Annotated in this window: 19 protein-coding genes; 11 read left to right on the plus strand and 8 right to left on the minus strand. The window is 32.2% G+C overall.

Going from position 1 to position 19,624, the window contains the following annotated elements:
• Position 1 precedes the first annotated feature (1 nt).
• The 8 genes from FUA26_RS07420 to FUA26_RS07455 all read left to right on the plus strand — a co-directional run bounded on the left by FUA26_RS07420 (position 2) and on the right by FUA26_RS07455 (position 7,730).
• A complete protein-coding gene (locus FUA26_RS07420) occupies positions 2-892 on the plus strand; it encodes a 3-hydroxybutyryl-CoA dehydrogenase (protein WP_147133780.1) in 891 nt (296 codons plus the stop codon).
• Complete coding sequence (locus tag FUA26_RS07425) at positions 892-1,566, plus strand: YggS family pyridoxal phosphate-dependent enzyme (protein WP_147133783.1); 675 nt, start codon at positions 892-894, stop codon at positions 1,564-1,566. The genes FUA26_RS07420 and FUA26_RS07425 overlap by 1 nt, the downstream gene beginning before the upstream one ends.
• Before the next feature lie 61 nt (positions 1,567-1,627).
• Entirely contained in the window at positions 1,628-2,989 is a 1,362-nt protein-coding gene (locus FUA26_RS07430) for an exonuclease domain-containing protein (RefSeq protein WP_147133786.1), read from the plus strand.
• 6 nt (positions 2,990-2,995) lie between these two features.
• The gene (locus FUA26_RS07435) at positions 2,996-4,957 is read left to right on the plus strand and encodes a DUF3857 domain-containing protein (RefSeq protein WP_186826882.1); all 1,962 of its coding nucleotides are present in this window, start codon (positions 2,996-2,998) and stop codon (positions 4,955-4,957) included.
• Positions 4,958-4,979: 22 nt separating this feature from the next.
• On the plus strand, positions 4,980-5,825 hold the full coding sequence (locus FUA26_RS07440; RefSeq protein ID WP_147133791.1) for an ion transporter: 846 nt from the start codon (positions 4,980-4,982) through the stop codon (positions 5,823-5,825).
• Positions 5,826-5,840: 15 nt separating this feature from the next.
• Positions 5,841-6,761: a tRNA (adenosine(37)-N6)-dimethylallyltransferase MiaA gene (gene miaA / locus FUA26_RS07445; RefSeq protein WP_147133794.1), complete on the plus strand. Its 921-nt coding sequence runs from the start codon at positions 5,841-5,843 to the stop codon at positions 6,759-6,761.
• Complete coding sequence (locus tag FUA26_RS07450; RefSeq protein ID WP_147133797.1) at positions 6,754-7,032, plus strand: pyrimidine/purine nucleoside phosphorylase; 279 nt, start codon at positions 6,754-6,756, stop codon at positions 7,030-7,032. The genes miaA and FUA26_RS07450 overlap by 8 nt, the downstream gene beginning before the upstream one ends.
• Positions 7,033-7,055: 23 nt before the next feature.
• A complete protein-coding gene (locus tag FUA26_RS07455) occupies positions 7,056-7,730 on the plus strand; it encodes a GNAT family N-acetyltransferase (protein ID WP_147133800.1) in 675 nt (224 codons plus the stop codon).
• Positions 7,731-7,737: 7 nt separating this feature from the next.
• Here the strand turns inward: FUA26_RS07455 and FUA26_RS07460 are convergent, their stop codons facing one another.
• Genes FUA26_RS07460 through FUA26_RS07470 form a run of 3 tightly spaced genes read right to left on the minus strand, consistent with a single transcriptional unit; the run spans position 7,738 to position 10,410 of the window.
• Positions 7,738-9,279, minus strand: a complete 1,542-nt coding sequence (locus tag FUA26_RS07460; RefSeq protein ID WP_147133803.1) for a hypothetical protein — start codon at positions 9,277-9,279, stop codon at positions 7,738-7,740.
• An 11-nt stretch (positions 9,280-9,290) separates the two neighbouring features.
• On the minus strand, positions 9,291-9,875 hold the full coding sequence (locus FUA26_RS07465) for a hypothetical protein (RefSeq protein WP_147133806.1): 585 nt from the start codon (positions 9,873-9,875) through the stop codon (positions 9,291-9,293).
• The gene (locus FUA26_RS07470; protein ID WP_147133810.1) at positions 9,859-10,410 is read right to left on the minus strand and encodes an RNA polymerase sigma factor; all 552 of its coding nucleotides are present in this window, start codon (positions 10,408-10,410) and stop codon (positions 9,859-9,861) included. The genes FUA26_RS07465 and FUA26_RS07470 overlap by 17 nt, the downstream gene beginning before the upstream one ends.
• Before the next feature lie 174 nt (positions 10,411-10,584).
• Here FUA26_RS07470 and FUA26_RS07475 point away from each other — a divergent pair, with 174 nt between their 5' ends.
• A complete protein-coding gene (locus tag FUA26_RS07475; protein WP_147133812.1) occupies positions 10,585-11,142 on the plus strand; it encodes a DUF2911 domain-containing protein in 558 nt (185 codons plus the stop codon).
• 42 nt (positions 11,143-11,184) lie between these two features.
• On the plus strand, positions 11,185-12,264 hold the full coding sequence (gene meaB / locus FUA26_RS07480; RefSeq protein ID WP_147133815.1) for a methylmalonyl Co-A mutase-associated GTPase MeaB: 1,080 nt from the start codon (positions 11,185-11,187) through the stop codon (positions 12,262-12,264).
• Here the strand turns inward: meaB and FUA26_RS07485 are convergent.
• The 5 genes from FUA26_RS07485 to mnmA form a co-directional block, all read right to left on the minus strand.
• Positions 12,254-12,826, minus strand: a complete 573-nt coding sequence (locus FUA26_RS07485; RefSeq protein WP_147133818.1) for a phosphatase PAP2 family protein — start codon at positions 12,824-12,826, stop codon at positions 12,254-12,256. The two genes, meaB and FUA26_RS07485, sit on opposite strands and share 11 nt — an antisense overlap.
• Before the next feature lie 76 nt (positions 12,827-12,902).
• A complete protein-coding gene (locus FUA26_RS07490; protein ID WP_147133820.1) occupies positions 12,903-13,130 on the minus strand; it encodes a hypothetical protein in 228 nt (75 codons plus the stop codon).
• A gap of 93 nt (positions 13,131-13,223) precedes the next feature.
• Complete coding sequence (locus tag FUA26_RS07495) at positions 13,224-14,600, minus strand: MATE family efflux transporter (protein WP_147133822.1); 1,377 nt, start codon at positions 14,598-14,600, stop codon at positions 13,224-13,226.
• A gap of 308 nt (positions 14,601-14,908) precedes the next feature.
• Entirely contained in the window at positions 14,909-15,850 is a 942-nt protein-coding gene (locus FUA26_RS07500) for an NAD(P)H-dependent flavin oxidoreductase (RefSeq protein WP_147133825.1), read from the minus strand.
• A 9-nt stretch (positions 15,851-15,859) separates the two neighbouring features.
• Positions 15,860-17,047, minus strand: coding sequence for a tRNA 2-thiouridine(34) synthase MnmA (gene mnmA, locus FUA26_RS07505; RefSeq protein WP_147133828.1), 1,188 nt, complete (start codon positions 17,045-17,047; stop codon positions 15,860-15,862).
• Positions 17,048-17,219: 172 nt separating this feature from the next.
• Here mnmA and FUA26_RS07510 point away from each other — a divergent pair, with 172 nt between their 5' ends.
• Positions 17,220-19,526: a fasciclin domain-containing protein gene (locus FUA26_RS07510; RefSeq protein WP_147133830.1), complete on the plus strand. Its 2,307-nt coding sequence runs from the start codon at positions 17,220-17,222 to the stop codon at positions 19,524-19,526.
• Positions 19,527-19,624: the final 98 nt, after the last annotated feature.

The raw sequence follows: 19,624 nt of genomic DNA on the forward strand, positions 1-19,624 counted from the left end.
TATGAAAAACATTGTTGTTATTGGTGCTGGCACCATGGGTAACGGCATTGCACATACTTTTGCACAATGCAATTTTAACGTTAAATTAGTTGATATAAACCAAGTTTCACTAGATAAAGGCTTAGCTACCATTGCTAAAAATTTAGATAGAATGGTAGCCAAAGAAAAAATTACAGAAGCAGAAAAAGCACAAACACTTAATAACATAACAGGTTTAACAACTATTGATGAAGCCATTAAAAATGCCCATTTAGTGGTTGAAGCTGCTACTGAAAATGTAGACCTGAAACTTAAAATTTTTAAACAATTAGATGGTATTTGTAATGACGATACAATTTTAGCTACCAATACATCATCTATTTCAATAACTGAAATTGCTGCAGTAACCAATAGGCCAGATAAAGTAATTGGCATGCATTTTATGAATCCGGTGCCTATTATGAAATTGGTTGAAGTTATACGCGGTTACAACACCAGTAACCACGTAACCAATACCATTATGCAGCTATCAAAAACCTTAGGAAAAGTACCTGTTGAAGTTAATGATTACCCTGGGTTTGTAGCCAATAGAATTTTAATGCCTATGCTTAATGAAGCTATTGAAACACTTTACAACGGTGTAGCAGGTGTTGAAGAAATTGACACAGTTATGAAACTTGGTATGGCACACCCAATGGGCCCATTACAACTAGCAGATTTTATTGGTTTAGATGTGTGTTTGTCTATTTTAAACGTTATGTACAATGGCTTTAAAAACCCCAAATATGCTCCTTGCCCTTTGTTAGTAAACATGGTACGTGCAGGTAAATTAGGCGTAAAATCTGGTGAAGGTTTTTATGATTATTCTGAAAGTAAAAAAGCCGAAAAAGTATCTGCTCAATTTTCAAAATAATGGCTATAAAACAAAACCTAGAAAATATAATAGCAACACTACCAAGCCATGTAACTTTGGTAGCTGTTTCAAAAACAAAGCCAACAACCGATATTTTAGAAGCCTATAGTGCCGGACAACGCATTTTTGGTGAAAATAAAATACAAGAAATGGCTGAAAAACATGAAGCGCTACCAAAAGATATTCAATGGCATATGATTGGGCATGTACAGCGCAATAAGGTAAAATATATGGCTAGCTTTGTAAGCTTAATTCACGGCGCTGATAACTTTAAATTACTTGCCGAAATTAATAAGCAAGCCAAAAAACACAACCGTATTATTAATTGTTTGCTACAAATTAAAATAGCTTCAGAAGATTCTAAATTTGGTATGGCACCTTCTGAAGCGTCAGAAATATTACAATCTGAAGCCTTTTCAACATTAAAAAACATAAAAATTACCGGTGTTATGGGTATGGCAACATTTACCGATAATACCGTTCAAATTGAAAATGAATTCAAACTATTAAAATCAACATTTAATAATTTAAAGTCTTTTAAAGCTGAAAACTGCCAATTAAAAACCATTTCAATGGGCATGAGCGGAGATTACAAATTAGCTATTGCGTGTGGCAGTACAATGGTTAGAGTTGGTAGTAGTATTTTTGGAGCACGTAATTACAGTGAGCAGTGAGCAGTGAGCAGTGAGCAGTGAGCAGTGANAAATTAAATTTTTAACTTTTAACTTTTAACAAATTTACGCAATACTAGACATAGAAACCACTGGCGGAAAGTATAACGAAGAAGGTATTACTGAAATTGCCATCTATAAATATGACGGTCATGAGGTGGTAGATCAGTTTATAAGTTTAGTTAATCCTGAAAGAGACATACAACCTTTTGTGGTTAATTTAACAGGCATAAACAGTAATATGCTACGCAACGCACCTAAATTTTATGAAGTTGCTAAACGTATTGTTGAAATTACAACAGACTGTATTATTGTTGCACATAACGCTCAGTTTGACTACAGAATTTTACGTACTGAATTTGGGCGTTTAGGTTTTGAATTTGAAAGACAATCGCTTTGTACGGTAGAGCTTTCAAAAAAGTTAATTCCAGGACAAAAATCATATAGTTTAGGCAAGCTAGTACGTTCATTAGGCATTCCAGTTGCCGATAGACACAGAGCATCGGGTGATGCACAAGCTACCGTTAAACTTTTTAAATTACTACTTGCTAAAGACACTGAAAAACACATTATTAAAAATTCAGTAAGAGCCAATCCTAAACTTCAACTTGAACCTAAACATATTGATATTATTGCCGATTTACCATCAATTACAGGTGTTTACTACATTCATAATGCCGAAGGCGAAATAATTTACATTGGCAAGAGTAAAAACATAAAAAAACGTATAAATCAGCATTTTACAGGTACAAATGCTAAGTCAAAAAAAATTCAAGCAGCCGTAAGTTCTGTAACTTATGAAGCCACTGGTAGTGAACTTGTAGCACTTTTAAAAGAAAGTGAAGAAATTAAACGTGTTAAACCTATTTTTAACCGTGCTTTACGAAGAACCATTTTTACCCACGCACTTTATAGCTTTGTTGACGAAAATAACTATATAAATTTAAAAATTGATAAAGCAGACGGACGTAAAAAACCAATTACAACCTTTAGTAACCGGCAAAGTGGCAAAAGCTTTATTACAAATGCTGTTGAAGAATATAACCTTTGCCAAAAACTAGCTGGCTTATACAAAACAAAAACTAGCTGTTTCAATTACGAAGTAAAACTATGTAATGGTGCATGTATTGAAAAAGAGCCGCCTGAAAGCTACAATAAACGTGTAAATAACCTAATTACTAAAAACAGTTACGCCAATAAAAATATGGTAATTATAGATAGAGGAAGAGATGTTGATGAACGTAGTGCTATTTTAATTGAAAATGGTGTTTTTGTGGGTTTAGGGTTTTATAACTTAAATTATCAAATAAATAATATTGATGTTTTAAAATCTATTATCACACCCATGGCTAATAATAGAGATACACAACACATAATACAAAGTTATTTAAGACGCTATAAACGCACCAAAGTTTTAACTTTATAAATGATAATGAAGAAATTTTACACTATAACCTTCTTTTTAATAGGCTCCTTTTTATCTTTTTCTCAAACAGAAAATAACAAAGCTAATTTTCAAGTCTCTTTAAGTGATTTAGAAATGAAAAACTTTGAGAAAGACACCACTGCTAACGCTGTTGTTCTTTATGAATATGGTAATAGCTTTGTAAATCCTCATTCTTTCAAATTACAAACAGAAGAAAAACACAAAATAAAAATATTAAATAAAGCTGGTTTTAAAAACGCTAAAATAAGTATTCACCTTTATAAAAAAGATAATTTTAATACAGAAACCTACAAGGATATCAATGCTACTACTTACAATTTAGAAAATGGAAAAATAACAACCACAAATCTTGATAAAAAAGATATTTATAAAGAAGAAATAGATGAAAATAACACACTCATAAAATTTACATTACCAAACTTAAAAGAAGGCTCAGTAATAACATACAGTTTTACTAAAACATCACCTTTTATGTTTAATTTTTACCCATGGAACTTTCAAAGTGATATCCCTAAGCTTTACAGTGAATATAACACAAGTATTCCTGCAAACTGGAAATATCATATAAAATTAGTTGGTGGAAAAAAACTCTCAACAAACGAAAACTCAGTAAAAAAAGACTGTTTAAGAGCTGGTAATGGTGGTGTTTCAAGTTGTTTTGTTTCTAAATACACAATGGAAAACATACCTGCTTTTATTGAAGAAGATTATATGACCACTAAATATAATTATTTAGCACGAATTGAATATGAATTAGAGTCTTTTGCTGCTTTTGATGGTTACAGACATGATTACACAAAATCATGGAAAGATGTAGATAAAGAATTAAAATCTAAAAAAACAATAGGAAAACAAATATCCAAATCCATCAAAGTCAATGAAATTTTACCATTAAACATTCAAAATGAAAGTGATTTATTAAAAAAAGCGCAAGCCATATACAGTTACATGCAAAACAATTATACCTGGAATGGAGAATTCAGAGTTTTTAACGATGTATCAATAAAAGATTTATTAAAAAAACGTTCAGGAAACGCTACAGCTATAAACATTCTATTGAAAATTTTTCTTGAAGAATCAGGTATTAATACGCAACCAATTTTGTTATCAACACGCAATAACGGTTTCGCTAGTAAAACAATTCCTGTTATTTCAGAATTTAATTATTTTATTGTTCAAGCTTCAATTAACAACAAAACCTATTTGCTAGATGCTACTGATGATTACTTAACTTTTGGCCAATTACCCTACAGGTGCTTAAACCATTATGCAAGATTACTTGACTTTGAAAACGGCAGTAAATGGATAGATATACCTTTAAACCAATCTAACATACAATATGCAGTTGTATTAAATTTAACTAACACAGATTCTATAAAAGGAAAAGCTAAATCTAGAAGAACTGGTTATCATGCCTTAAAATCTAGAAAATCATATTTTAAAAATGAAGATGCTTATATAGAAGACATACAAAACAATTTTCCTTACATTGAAATTACAAACCATAAAGTAACATCAAAAAATAAAAACAGTGATAATTTCATTGAAGAATTTGACTTAGAATATGAAAACAACCTAACCTCCCAAAACCTTTACATAAACCCATTTATTATTAATTTTTTTGATAAAAACCCTTTTAAACTACAAGAACGTACCTACCCTATAGACTTTGGGTATAAAAGCACTTTTTTCTACAGCTTTAAAATTAATATACCTGATAATTATGAGCTTATAGAAAAACCTAAAAACACAAACTTAATATTACCTAATAAAGAAGGGCAAGTTTTAATGTCTTCCGTTTTATTAAACAACACACTAAACATTACTTTTAAACTAAATTTCAACCAAGCATTATATCCACCTGAATATTATCCGTATTTAAAAAAATTAATGAGTAAAGTTGTTGAAATACAAACAAACAGTTTTGTTGTTTTAAGAAAAAAATAAATTCTTTACTATTTTTGAATTAATGAACACACAAAAAAAACATTGGAAAGATAAACTTCATGAAATAATTTATGAAGCAGACACCAAAGCAGGTAAGCTTTTTGATGTTATTTTACTATATACCATTATTGCAAGTATTTTACTTGTAATGCTAGAAAGTGTTGAAAGTATTGATGCCAAATACCACAATGTTCTAGATGTTTTAGAATGGATAATTACCATACTTTTTACCATTGAATATATTGCCCGTGTGGTAACCGTAAAAAAACCGTTTAAATACATATGTAGTTTTTATGGTGTAATAGATTTATTATCAACCATACCAAAATACATATCATTAGCCTTTGGTGGCATACAAGCCTTAGTAGCCTTACGCGCATTAAGGCTATTACGCGTTTTCAGAATTTTAAAATTAGTACGCTACCTTGGTGCCTCTAATGCATTATTAAAAGCCTTAAAAGCCAGTAGAGTTAAAATATCGGTATTTCTATTTGCTGTAATAATTATATCAATAATACTCGGCACCATTATGTATTTGGTTGAAGGTAACCAATCTGGCTTTACATCAATTCCAACAAGTGTGTATTGGTGTATTGTTACCCTAACTACTGTTGGTTATGGCGATATTTCACCCATAACACCATTAGGGCAATTTATAGCATCATTAGTCATGGTTTTAGGTTATGGCATTATTGCAGTACCAACAGGAATTGTTACAGCTGAATATGCTGCCCAAACAAAAAACGAAAAACAAACACCACAAAGCAATATTAGTTTAAACTCTAAATGCTGTTTAAATTGTCTTGCTGAAAACCATAAAGATAACGCCGATTTTTGCTATAATTGTGGCAAAAAACTACACCGTTAATTTTACCATAAGCATATCAAAACTAATACTAAATATTTAATTTCTATAATTGGGCCTACAGCTATTGGCAAAACAGCACTTAGCATAAAACTGGCGCAATATTTTAACACTGAAATAATATCGGCAGATTCTAGGCAGTTTTTCAAAGAAATGCAAATAGGCACCGCAGCACCTACAAACAGTGAGCTATTAGCAGCTAAACACCATTTTATTCACCACAAATCAATACATGAAAAGTACAGTGTTGGTGCTTTTGAAAAAGATGCCATTAACACTTTAACCACGCTTTTTAAAACCCATGATATTGTAATAATGGTTGGTGGCTCTGGGCTTTACGTTGATGCCGTTACAAAAGGGTTAGATGATTTCCCAGACGTTGACAAAGCTATTAGAGAAAACCTTAATAAACAATTAGAGACTAACGGTTTAAAATCACTTCAAAATAAGTTAAAAATATTAGATGAAGTTTCATATAACACCATTGCTATTAACAATCCGCATAGAGTTATTAGAGCGCTAGAAATATGCATTGGTACAGGCAAGCCATATGCTTCGTTTTTAAACAACCCCAAAAAGCAACGAAATTTTAAAACAATTACTATTGGCTTAACTGCTAATAGAGAATTAATATATAATCGTATTAACCAACGTGTTGATATTATGGTTAAAGAAGGCCTGTTAAATGAAGCAAAAGCGTTATTACCTTTTAAAGATTTAAATGCATTAAATACGGTTGGTTACAAAGAAATTTTTCAATATTTTGAAAATAAATGGCCTTTAGATTTTGCTATTTCTGAAATTAAAAAAAACACCCGAAGGTTTGCTAAAAGACAACTAACATGGTTTAAAAAAAACCAAAACACCCTTTGGTTTGATTATACAACAAACACTGAAACAATTATAAACACTATAAAAAACAACTTAAACAATGATTAACGTAAATGAGTATTTTAACGGAAACGCAAAATCTTTAGCATTTAATAATTCGCAAGGTAAATTTACTGCTGGCGTATTATTAAAAGGTGAATACGAGTTTAGTACATCAAGCAAAGAATGGATGACTTTAACTGCTGGAAAATGGGAAATTGAATTACCAAACGGAACAAAAAAACAATATGATATTTTTGAAGCTTGCGAAATCCCTTCAGGTATTACATTTAAAGTTTATGCTTTAGAAGATTCATCATATTTGTGTAGATATGTTTAGTTTTTGGGTGAATACAATTAAATATGATTTCTGAAACGCCTTTAGACAATCCTGTTTGGAGCACTTTGGTTGACACGCATGCTAATTACTGCATAAATTACGGAAATGTAAAATTTTTCAAACCAGATTATGCCCCATTTGGAGCCTTTACAAATATTGAAGACACCAAAAATGCCATTATTCAACACGCAAAAATTCTTGACGAATTTTTTATTGTTGGAGATAAGCCTTTGCTCCCCAATGGTTTCAAAATAAAAAAATATGTAGGCTTACAAATGGTGGCTTATAATTTAATTAAGCAACCTATTTCAGAAAATATAATTCAACTAAACACCATACACCACAACGATTTGTTGACTTTAATAAAAATTGCCTATCCGCATTTTTTTAAAAATAAAACCGATGTTCTTGGACGGTATTTTGGTATTTATAAAAACAAACAGTTAGTTGCCATTACCGGAGAGCGAATGCAAACAAATAATTTTACCGAAATTAGCGCTGTTGTAACGCACCCTGAGCATACAGGCAATGGTTACGCAAAGCAACTTATAACGCATACTGCTAAAAAAATAATTGAAAGTAAAAAAATACCGTTTTTACACGTAGATGAAAACAATGTAGGACCTATAAATTTATATAAGAAATTAGGCTTTACTGAAAGAAGAAAAATGTATTATTGGCTGATTAGTAGGGCTTAAAGTAGTTTTATTCCATAATAATAGTACTGTATTTTGCATTAACAACTATACTTTTACCACTGCCTAAACTACCTGTTGAAAAGGTTGTTACATTACCTTTTTCTTTTTTTGGATGTGATAACCTAGATTTATTGCCTTTATACTGTAAATTACAACTTGCTTTAGGCAGTGCTATTAGCGCATTACTATTTTGTAGTATAACATTTAAATTAGTAAAAGTATCATCTATTTTAAAAATATTTACATCGCCAATATTACAATCTATTATGGCGTTTCCTTGTAAACTATCAATAGTTACATTTGATGAGTTTGCATTTAATACCACGTGTTTAACATTACCTATTTCTACAGTTTTAGAGTGATTTAAGTTTAGTTCGCCTAAATTCCAATTGGTTACATAAATAGGAGAATAAGAAGCATTAATGGAAGTTGAACCTCCATTAACGCTTTGTGCTATAAATTTTGTGTGTGATAAGTTTGCATTTAAATTTTCGGCAGATGCAAACTCTACTTCACCATGCCTAACGTTAACCTTTAGTTTAGCACCTTTAGGCATTTTAATTTTAATTGTTTTTTTAACAGGTATATTACCTTCTTTATTAGCTAATTTTTCAACTATAATACGTCTTTTTTCAATAAGCTGATCGCGTTTTTCACGTTGTATTTCACGTTGTTCCATTGCTTTTACTCTAGCCTTTTCACGTAATTCGTGTGCTTTTTCTCTAGCTTTTGCTGCTTCTTCTCTAGCTTTATATTGTTGTTCCATTTGTTGGCCAAAACGTTCTCCCCAAGCTTCCATTTGTTTTTCAAAGTCTTCGCTATTCCATTTATTTTCAAAGTTTTTAGCCCAAGCTTCCATACGTTTACCAAACTTCTCACCCCATTCTTTTCCAAATTTTTCGCCCCAAGCTTCCATTTTTTTAGCGTATTCTTCGCCATAAACAGATTCAAACTTTTTTGAATACTCTTCTAAATATTTTTCACCATCCTTTTTGTAAGCATCATAATCAAAAGTTACATGGTCTGCGCCTTTTGGTAATTTTGGCAATTTAGGCATCTTTGGCATTTCGGGTAACGCAGGTATTTCAGGTACTTCTGGTATTTCAATACCACTAATGCTTTCGCAAATAACATCTGGCAAATCGGCTAATTCATATTTTAGCTCATCTAAAATTATGTTTACTAAACCATCGTCATCTGTATAAGTATTTGGTGTTGCATACCATATTTTTGTTGGTTTACCTGAGCTTTTAGCGTTTATACTTACATGGCTATTAGTGGCATCAACATCTACATCCCAATTGTTTAAAACCCCTTGTAATGCATCATCACTCACATTATCACCTTCTACATAAGCTTCAATGCTTACCTCGTTTCTGTTCCATGTATCAAAAACTATATTGCAATAGCTGGTGTTTAAATCTATAGTAACATTTTTATTTACTTTTATAGATTGTGATACTTTTGTTTGTTTGCTTTGCGCTTGCAAGCTACCAAACGCAAAACATAGTATAACTAAAAATTTTAGTTGTATAATTGATCTGTTCATTTTTTGATTTTTTAGATTGATTGTTCTTCTGCCTCTGTACCAGCTTGAGAGGGCGAAAGTGTTTTTAATTGTGATTTTAAACGATACAATAGGTTTAAACGTAATTTTAAATTATCTATTAAAGCATTAATAGTTAACTCTGTTGGACCAGATTCTGTAAGCTCTTCTGAGAGTTTTTTATACTCTTTATCAAGTTCTCCTAACTGTTCAATATAACCATCAAAAAGGTCTTTGGTATCTGGTGTGTATTTAATTTTTGATAATTCTAAATTTATACTTGCCAAATAATAATCTTCAACTTTTTTTAATCCTGGTGATATATCGCCCAAAGTTTTTGTTTCAATAGTTGGTGTTTTAGCTACATTATTAGTGTTTATGGGCTGTGGCTGTGAGCTGTTAATTATTTTATAGGCTGAAAAACTTAACCCCATTAACAATATAATACTTGCAGCTATACGTAACCAACCAGTGTTTTTAGTTTTGGTTTCAGGTAAAGCTTCATCTAACTTTTTAATAAAACGCAATTCATGATTTTCAGGCATCGTTTCATGCGTTATTTTGTCATTTTTAAATAACTCTCTAATATCTTGTGCCATGATTTTTAAGTGTTAATAATTCTTGCAATTTTGTTTTACCTCTAGATAATTGTGTTCTTGATGCTACTTCAGATATGTTTAAAATATCGGCTATTTCTTGATGATCATAACCTTCAATTAAATAAAGCATAACCACATACTGGTACTTATCTGGCAGTTTATTTATTGCTAGTTTTACATCGTTTAGTGTTATAGCATCATCTACTAACCATTTGTTGTCTATGGGTGTATCAACAACTTTTAAATGCACATCATTTAACTCTACGAGCTCTTGTTTTTTGGCTTTTAAAAAATCAATACTCTTATTTACAACAATACGTTTTAACCATGCTCCAAAAGTAACTTCGGCTTTGTACTGATCTAGTTTTGAAAACGCTTTAATAAAGGCTTCTTGTACTACATCTTCAGCGTCATTAGCATCTTTCAAAAATCGTTTAGCAACAATATACATACCATTGCAGTACTGGTTGTATAACTGCAGTTGTGCTTTACGGTTGTTCTGTTTACATTGTTCAATAATGTTAACTTGAAACATACTATTTTTTTGCTTTTGGTTTGCGTTAGTTTATTTGAAAGACGACATAAAAACTATAGTGTTGCAAAAACCGTTAATTTTTTTTAAAATAAATAACAAAACATAATAATTGTGCGTTAGCAGTTTAGCAGTTAATAGTTTTAAATTATATTTGCTGCTTAAAAATACTGCTGCATGAACACCTTTTTAAAACGAATATTAATACTATTATCTATTATTGCTTTAGGCTTATTATTGTATTCTGTTTTTGTTGAAAATATTTTTGATAAACGCCTCAGTCCTAAAGATACTGTAAAATTTGAATTGAATGATTTAAGGCTAAAGGTGTTTTATAACAGACCATTTAAAAAAGAACGTGAAATTTTTGGGGCGTTAGTACCTTATAATAAAGTTTGGAGAACGGGTGCCAACGAAGCCACAACTTTTGAAACCAACAAACCTCTTGAAATTAACGGAATAAATTTACCCATTGGTAAATACACGTTATGGACGGTGCCTAAAGATTCTATATGGACGGTTATGTTTAACTCTAAACAATATGAATGGGGTGTAGACTCTGAAATGAATCCGCTTTGGGACCCAAATTACGATGTTGTAAACGTTGATGTACCCGTACAAAAAATTAACGGCACTGTAGAGCAGTTTACAATTGCTTTTGATAATTCTACTGATAAACTTTTCCTTACTATGGCCTGGGATGACACAAAAATTGCAGTACCATTAAAAAATTAAGGGGCTTATTTTATGTATCTTAGCGTATAAACTTTTACCTAAGTGACAAAGCAAAAAAAAACAGCATTACATAAAAACAAAGGTGTTTCAGCAACTGAAATAACCAACAAAAATGCTATAGAAAAACTAAAAGCTAAACGCAATAAACAGCTTGATAGTAATGCACTTGTTACGGCTATTTTAAATAAAGATATTACAGCTTTAAGCAGAGCTATAACTTTAGTTGAAAGCAAAAACCCCAACCATTTACAAAACGCCAAAAACATTATTAAGGCCTGTTTACCACACGCAAATAATTCTGTTAGAATAGGTATTACAGGTGTTCCTGGTGTTGGCAAAAGTACTTTTATTGAAACTTTTGGCAAATACTTAACCAGCCAAGGTAAACGCGTTGCAGTTTTAGCCATAGATCCAAGTAGTAGTGTTTCAAAAGGTAGCATTTTAGGAGATAAAACCAGAATGGAAGCCCTAGTTAAAGACGAAAACGCATACATAAGGCCATCAGCATCTGGCGAAACACTTGGTGGTGTAGCCCGAAAAACACGAGAAACCATTACATTATGTGAAGCTGCTGGTTTTAATGTTATAATTATTGAAACCGTTGGTGTTGGCCAAAGCGAAACTACCGTACACAGTATGGTAGATTTTTTTCTGCTATTAAAACTTGCTGGTGCTGGTGATGAATTACAAGGTATAAAACGAGGTATTATTGAAATGGCCGATGCTATAGCTATTAATAAAGCCGATGGCAATAACCTACATGCTGCAAAACTTGCAAAAACAGAATTTACAAGAGCATTACACTTCTACCCTACAAAGGTATCAGGATGGTTACCAAAAGTAACCACATGCAGTGCTTTAAACAATGAAGGTATTAATACAATTTGGGACATAATTTTACAATACATTAAAACCACAAAAGCCAACAATTATTTCAACATAAAACGCAACCAGCAAAATAAATACTGGCTTATTCAAACCATTGAAACCCAATTAAAATCTAATTTTTTTAACACGCCAAACATAAAGGCCGAATTAAAAAATCAACTAAACCTCATTGAAACCAACCAAACAACACCTTTTGCAGCAGCCGATGTATTGCTAAATATGCCTAAGTTGTAATGTACTTTTTAATTAAAAATTGCCCCAGTTTATAAAATAAAAAGCCAGAAATGGCTCCAAAAGTTAAACCGCAAATAATATCTGTTGGGTAATGTACCCCCACATAAATACGGCTGTAAGCAACCACAGCACTCCAAAATAATAAAATGAAAATTAAATTTTTGTAATAGGGTCTTAAAGTTAAACCTGCAAAAACAGCCGCCGCCATAGAGTTTGATGAATGCCCAGAAAAGAACCCGTATTTACCACAACGCACCGCTATAAAGCGTATTTTATCAAATAAACCAGCCTCATCTCTACATGGTCTGGGTCTTTCAAAACCACGTTTAAACACATTGGTTATTTGGTCTGTAAAGGTAATCATTAGTGCTACCACCACTACAAAAACCAGTAGTGCTTTCCAACCAAACTTCTTATAAAGTAAAAACAATAAAATAGCATAAAGCGGTATAAAGGTTAATTTATCTGTAATAATTAACCAAGTGCTGTCCCAACGTTCGGTACCAAGGTTGTTTAAAAAAATAAATAATTCAGTATCGTACTTTAATATGTTTTCTAACATAAAATAAAATTTGGGCGTTCCCCTTCGGGTCGGGCTTTACGCGTTACACGGTAACTTGCTTCAATCCCTAACGCGGTTACTCGTTGTATTTTTCAATTTCGGCATCATACCATTCGGTAGCTAACTTAATAGCATTTTCAGTTTCGGTTTCAAGTTCTTTTTGGTCTTCATCATCAAAATCTTCAAACCATTCAACATCATCATCTTCAAGATTAATAATAAACCTAGGAAACTCCGTATGAATTACATAAATAGCTGTTGGAAAATCAGAATTATCACCTAAAATAAATTTTGGTAGTGCCATTATTGTTAAGTTAATTTAAAACATGTTTTAAAACACTGTAAAAATAGCCAATACTTAATTAGCATTGCTTTTTTAACTGCACAAATTTACAATTTACAATGTTTCTTCAATTAATTTTTTGGTTAAGTAATTAAACCTTATGTAAAGTAAAATAGCTGCGGTAGATAAGCCTGCTAATAAGCCTAACCAAATACCAAAACTACCATACACATGGGCTTTACCAAAAAACCAACTTATAGGAAACCCAACCAACCAATACGAAATAAAGGTAATTATTGTGGGTATTTTTACATCTTGCAAGCCTCGTAAAGCACCTAAAACTATAACTTGTATACTATCACTTATTTGAAAAATAGCAGATGCAATTAACAATTTTGCTGCTATAGTAATTACTTCGGTGTTATCAATTAAGTTTTCGGCATCATTTAAATCTACATATAATTTAGGCAGTTGCTTGTGTAAAGCAAAAAATACTAAAGCAAAACAAACAGCAAATATGGAGCCCATTAAAAATAGAGAAAACGCAATGCGCCTTAACTCAAAATAGTTTTTAAGTCCTTTTTGGTTACCAACCCTAATCATTGATGCTACACTTAACCCCATGGCAATCATAAACGTCATAGATGATAAGTTTAAAGCAATTTGGTTAGCTGCTTGCGGATTTTTACCTAACAAACCACTTAACCAAATGGCTGCTGTAAAAATAGCTACTTCAAAAAACATTTGCATAGCACTTGGTGCGCCTAAGTTTATTATTTTACTTAGCATTAGTTTATCTAACACAAAAAACTTAATGTTAATTACGTAACTTTTAGATTTTTCTTTTCCTTTTAATAAATACCATAAATAAGCAACCATTACAACTCTTGAAACTAGTGTACCATAGGCAGCACCTACTATACCCATTGCAGGAAAACCAAACTTGCCAAAAATTAACATATAATTTAAAAGCACATTTATAAGATTGGCCATTATGGTTGCATACATAGGATACTTTGTCATAGACAAGCCATCACTAAATTGTTTAAATGCCTGAAAAACTATTAAAGGAATTAAGGAAAAGGCCACCAAATCTAAATAAGGAATGGCTAACTCAACTACTTCTACTGGTTGTTGCATTAAATACATTAATGGTTTAGCAAAAAACACCATTAAAAAAAGTAAAACACCTAAAACGGTACATAAAAAAAGACCGTGCTTAAAAGCCAATTTTCCTCTTAAAAAATTAGCTTCAGCATCTGCTTCAGCAATTAAAGGTGTTATTGCCGTAGAAAAACCAATACCTAAAGACATGGCTATAAACATAAAACTATTACCCAATGATACGGCAGCTAGTTCTGCTGTACCTAATTGGCCAACCATTATATTATCTACAAAACTTACAAAGGTATGCCCAAGCATACCTAACATTACTGGTGCCGCTAATTGCCAGTTATATTTAAACTCTTTGGTATAGTGTTTTAATTGCATTATGCAAAAGTAAAATATCCCTTTGTTACAAGCTAGTAATTATAAAAACAAGATTTGAAAATGTTTTATTAACATATGTTAATAATTTAACGTAGTTAGTTTACAAAACACTACATATTTTTCATACATTCGCAATCCCAAATCTATCGCCAACATACAATCATAAACAAAAATGTTTATGATATACAGAAACAAACAGCTTTCATTTTCTATTAGGGATTTAAAATTATTGCTAAACGTTTCATATTAAAGGAGGAAGTTTTCCTCCTTTTTTAGTTTAAAGCCCCATATAATTTTTGGATATAGAATTATAATGTAGTTATTTCTTTTTTAGCTAATTCAAATTCAGAAATTATATCATCAAAAATTTCACTTACAGGTTTAATGGCATCAATTAAACTTGATATTTGACCAATTTCTAGTTCGCCATTATCTAAATCGCCCTCAAACATACCTTTTTTGGCTCTGGCTCTTCCTAATAAAGATTTTAACTCTTCAACCGTTGGCGATGTTTTGTAAAGCGCTTGTATTTGGTTATAAAATTTATTTTTAATAAGTCTTACTGGTGCTAGTTCCTTTAGTGTTAAATGCGTATCACCTTCTTTTGCATTAACAACAGACTCTTTAAAATTAATGTGTGCAGAACTCTCGGTAGTAGCTACAAATCTGCTTCCCATTTGTACGCCATCGGCTCCTAAAACCATGGTAGCTAACATGGCTCTACCTGTTGCAATACCACCAGCTGCTATTAAAGGTATTTTAATTTCTTTTTTAACCATTGGTATTAATGTTAGCGTTGTTGTTTCATCACGTCCGTTATGACCTCCTGCTTCAAAGCCCTCAGCTACTATGGCATTAACACCTGCATCTTGAGCTTTTAGTGCAAATTTTAAACTACTTACTACGTGTACAACAGTAATACCCTTTTCTTGTAACCAAGAAGTCCAAGTTTTAGGGTTACCTGCTGATGTGAATACTATTTTAACACCTTCATCAACAATAATTTGCATGATATCTTGAAGATCTGGATACAACATAGGCACATTAACCCCAAAAGGTTTATTAGTAGCTTTTTTACATTTTTGAATGTGTTCTCTTAAAACTTCAGGATACATTGAGCCTGCCCCTAAAAGCCCCAAACCACCAGCGTTACTAACGGCTGAAGCTAAACGCCAACCGCTATTCCAAATCATTCCTCCTTGAATAATTGGGTATTTAATTTTAAAAAGTTCTGTTATTTTATTTGGCATGGTTTAAAGTTATGAAATAACCCCGGAACCTAAAAGCTCTTCGTTATTGTACCATGCAACAAATTGTCCTTCGGTAATAGCAGATTGGTAGTTTTCAAAAGCAACATAAATACCCGTTTCAACCTTATACAACGTTGCTTTTTGCAAGGGTTGCCTATACCTAATTCTGGCTTCAACATTCATGGTTTCACCATTATTAATGGCTAAATCTTCACGAATCCAATGCAACTCATCATTACTTACAAACAATGCCTTTTTTAGCAAACCTGGATGTATTTTACCTTGCCCTGTATAAATTACATTTTCATTTACATCAGTATCAATAACAAATAATGGCTCTGTAGTGCCTCCAACGGCAAGTCCTTTTCTTTGACCTTTTGTAAAATAATGTGCGCCTTGATGTTTACCAACCGTTTTACCGTAAGAAGTTTTATATGCTATTTTTTTTGATTGGTATTGAAGTTTTTCTTCTACTGTATCAAAATTTGGGATATCTTCGTTATAAATTTCGTGTGTTTTGGGTACTTCAACAATAATACCTTCTTTTGGTTTTAGCTGTTGTTGTAAAAATTCTGGTAGTTTAACTTTTCCAATAAAACACAACCCTTGGGAATCTTTTTTATCGGCCGTAACTAAACCTATTTGGTTAGCAATTTTTCTTACTTCGGGCTTGGTTAATTCTCCAATAGGAAATAATGACTTTGATAATTGTTCTTGCGATAATTGACATAAAAAATATGATTGATCTTTATTAACATCAACACCAGCAAGTAATTGATACACGTTTTCACCATTTTTATGTAACGTGCCTTTTCTGCAATAGTGCCCAGTTGCAACATAATCTGCTCCTAGGTCTAATGCTATTTTCATAAAAACATCAAATTTTATTTCTCTGTTACATAGTACGTCTGGGTTTGGGGTTCTTCCTTTTTCATATTCATTAAACATGTAATCAACAATACGCTCTTTGTATTGCTCACTCAAATCAACTGTTTGAAAAGGAATCCCTAATTTTTCGGCTACTAGCATAGCATCATTACTATCATCTAACCACGGGCATTCATTTGATATAGTAACAGAATCATCATGCCAGTTTTTCATAAAAAGACCTATAACTTCATAGCCTTGTTGTTGCAATAAATATGCAGCTACACTAGAATCTACACCACCTGAAAGGCCAATAATAACACGCTTCATTTTAATAAAAATTAGTTTGCAAAGATACACATATTTAAAAGAATATTATATGTGATGCTTACATCACAAAATTTATTTTGTTTTATGTTTTTGAATTTTTATTAAACAAAATTTGGTATTTTGTTTAATTATTTTATACTTTTGCTAAACAATTAATCATAATTTTATAAACATGAAAACATTAACAGCATTAAAAAAGGTAACTTATGTGTTATTGTTGGCTATATTTTTTACAGGATGTAGCGACGACGATGACAATAACATGCCTATTGAAAAAACCCCAGAGACCATTACTGAGTTAGCTGTTGCTACACCAGATTTAAGCATTTTAGTACAAGCATTATTAGCCGCAGATGGCAATCTTGCTGCTGTTTTAGATGATCCGTCAGGAGATTATACAGTATTTGCTCCTACAAATGCAGCATTTGAGAAATTTTTAACAGACAACAACTTTGCTAGTTTAGATGATGTACCTAAGGCGGTTTTAACACAAGTATTATTAAATCATGTTGTTGCGGGCGAATTGCAATCTAGCGCACTTACTACTGGCTACGGAAAAACACTAGCTACCGAAGCTACAACGGGTGCCAACTTAAGTATTTATATTAACACTAGTAATGGCGTTACTTTAAATGGTATGTCTTCAGTAACTACTCCTGATGTTGATGCTACAAACGGAATTATTCATATTGTTGATGAAGTTATAGGCTTACCAACAATTGTTGATTTTGCTACTACAAATGATGATTTTTCAGTGCTAGTTTCTGCCTTAACAAGAAGCGATTTAACTTTTGATTATGTAACAGCACTTTCAACGCCTAATGGAACAGACCCTGCTCCGTTTACAGTATTTGCTCCCACTAACCAAGCTTTTGCGGATGTTTTAGCAGAGTTAGGAGCTAATAATTTAAGTGATATTGACGAACCAACTTTAAAAGCTACATTAGATTTACATGCAGTAGCAGGAGCTAACGTACTTTCTAGTGCATTAACTGATGATATGCCAGTTTCAACACTTGGTGGCGAAATTACAGCTAATGTTACTGGTGGTGCTACTTTAACTGATTCAAACGGACGCGTTAGTGATATTGTGGTAGTTGATGTACAAGCTGCCAATGGAGTAATTCACGTAATTGACAAAGTAATTTTACCAACTATACCTAATACCATTGCTGGTAAAGTAGCAGCTAACGAAAGTTTAAGCAGTTTATTAGCAGCTTTACAAGCAGCCGATGGTGATTTGGTTACAATTTTAAATGGAATGACAGATTATACAGTATTAGCACCAACTAATGATGCTTTTGCTGCCTTTTTAACTGATAATAACTTCGCTTCTTTAAGTGATGTTCCAACTGATGTATTAGCTCAAGTTTTATTAAACCACGTAATTACAGGTGAAGTAATGTCTACAGATCTTGTTAGTGCAGGTTCTGGTTATGCAAAAACAAATGCCACAGGAGCTGGTAACATGAATATGAGTATTTTTTATGATACTTCAAACGGTGTAATGTTCAATGGCATTTCTACTGTTACTAGTGCTGATATTGAAGCTACAAACGGAGTTATACACATTGTTGATAAAGTAATAGGTTTACCTAGCGTTGTAGATCATGCTATTGCAAATCCTTCTTTTAGTAACTTAGTAGCAGCTTTACAAGCAGCCGATGGCGATTTAGTTGGTACTTTAAGTGGTGATGGTACTTTTACTGTTCTTGCACCTGTAAATGATGGTTTTGCAACGTTTTTAAGCGACAATAACTTTTCAGCATTAGCCGATGTTCCTACTGATGCTCTAGCACAAGTACTTTTAAACCATGTAATGAGTGGCACTACATTTTCTACTGATTTAGTAAGTGCTGGTTCAGGATACGCTACAACAAGTGCTACTGGTGCTGGTGATAATGCAATGAGTATTTATTACAACACATCAAACGGTGTTATGTTTAACGGCGTATCTACTGTAGCGGTTGCTGATGTTGTTGCTAGCAACGGTGTAATTCATGCAGTTGATAAAGTTATTGGCTTACCAACTGTAGTTGATTTTGCTTTAGCTGACCCTAATTTTAGTACATTAGTAGCTGCTTTAACAAGAGATGATTTAACAACAGATTACGTAACGTTACTATCTACTCCAAACGGAACAGATCCTGCACCATTTACGGTGTTTGCTCCAACCAATGACGCTTTTGCTGATTTATTAGTAGAATTAAATGCCAATAGCTTAGCAGATATAGATGAGCCCACATTAAATGCTACATTAAGTTACCACGCAGTAGCTGGTGCTAATGTAAGAGACACAGCTTTAATGGATAATATGACAATAGCAACTCAAGGTGGAAATATTACAGCAAATATTACAGGTGGTGCAACTTTAACCGATGCTAACAATAGAGTAAGCAACATAATTGCTGTTAATGTGCAAGCTTCTAATGGTGTAATACATGCTATCGATAAGGTTGTTTTACCACCTCTACCTTAAGTTTTAAAATTTACGAATAAGTCTTATTTTGATTTATTGGTTATGTTTGGTTAGAATGTCATGGACAAAAAAATTACTTCCATTCCCTTGTAAAAATT

Source organism: Seonamhaeicola algicola (assembly GCF_007997385.1).
GTDB lineage: Bacteria > Bacteroidota > Bacteroidia > Flavobacteriales > Flavobacteriaceae > Seonamhaeicola > Seonamhaeicola algicola.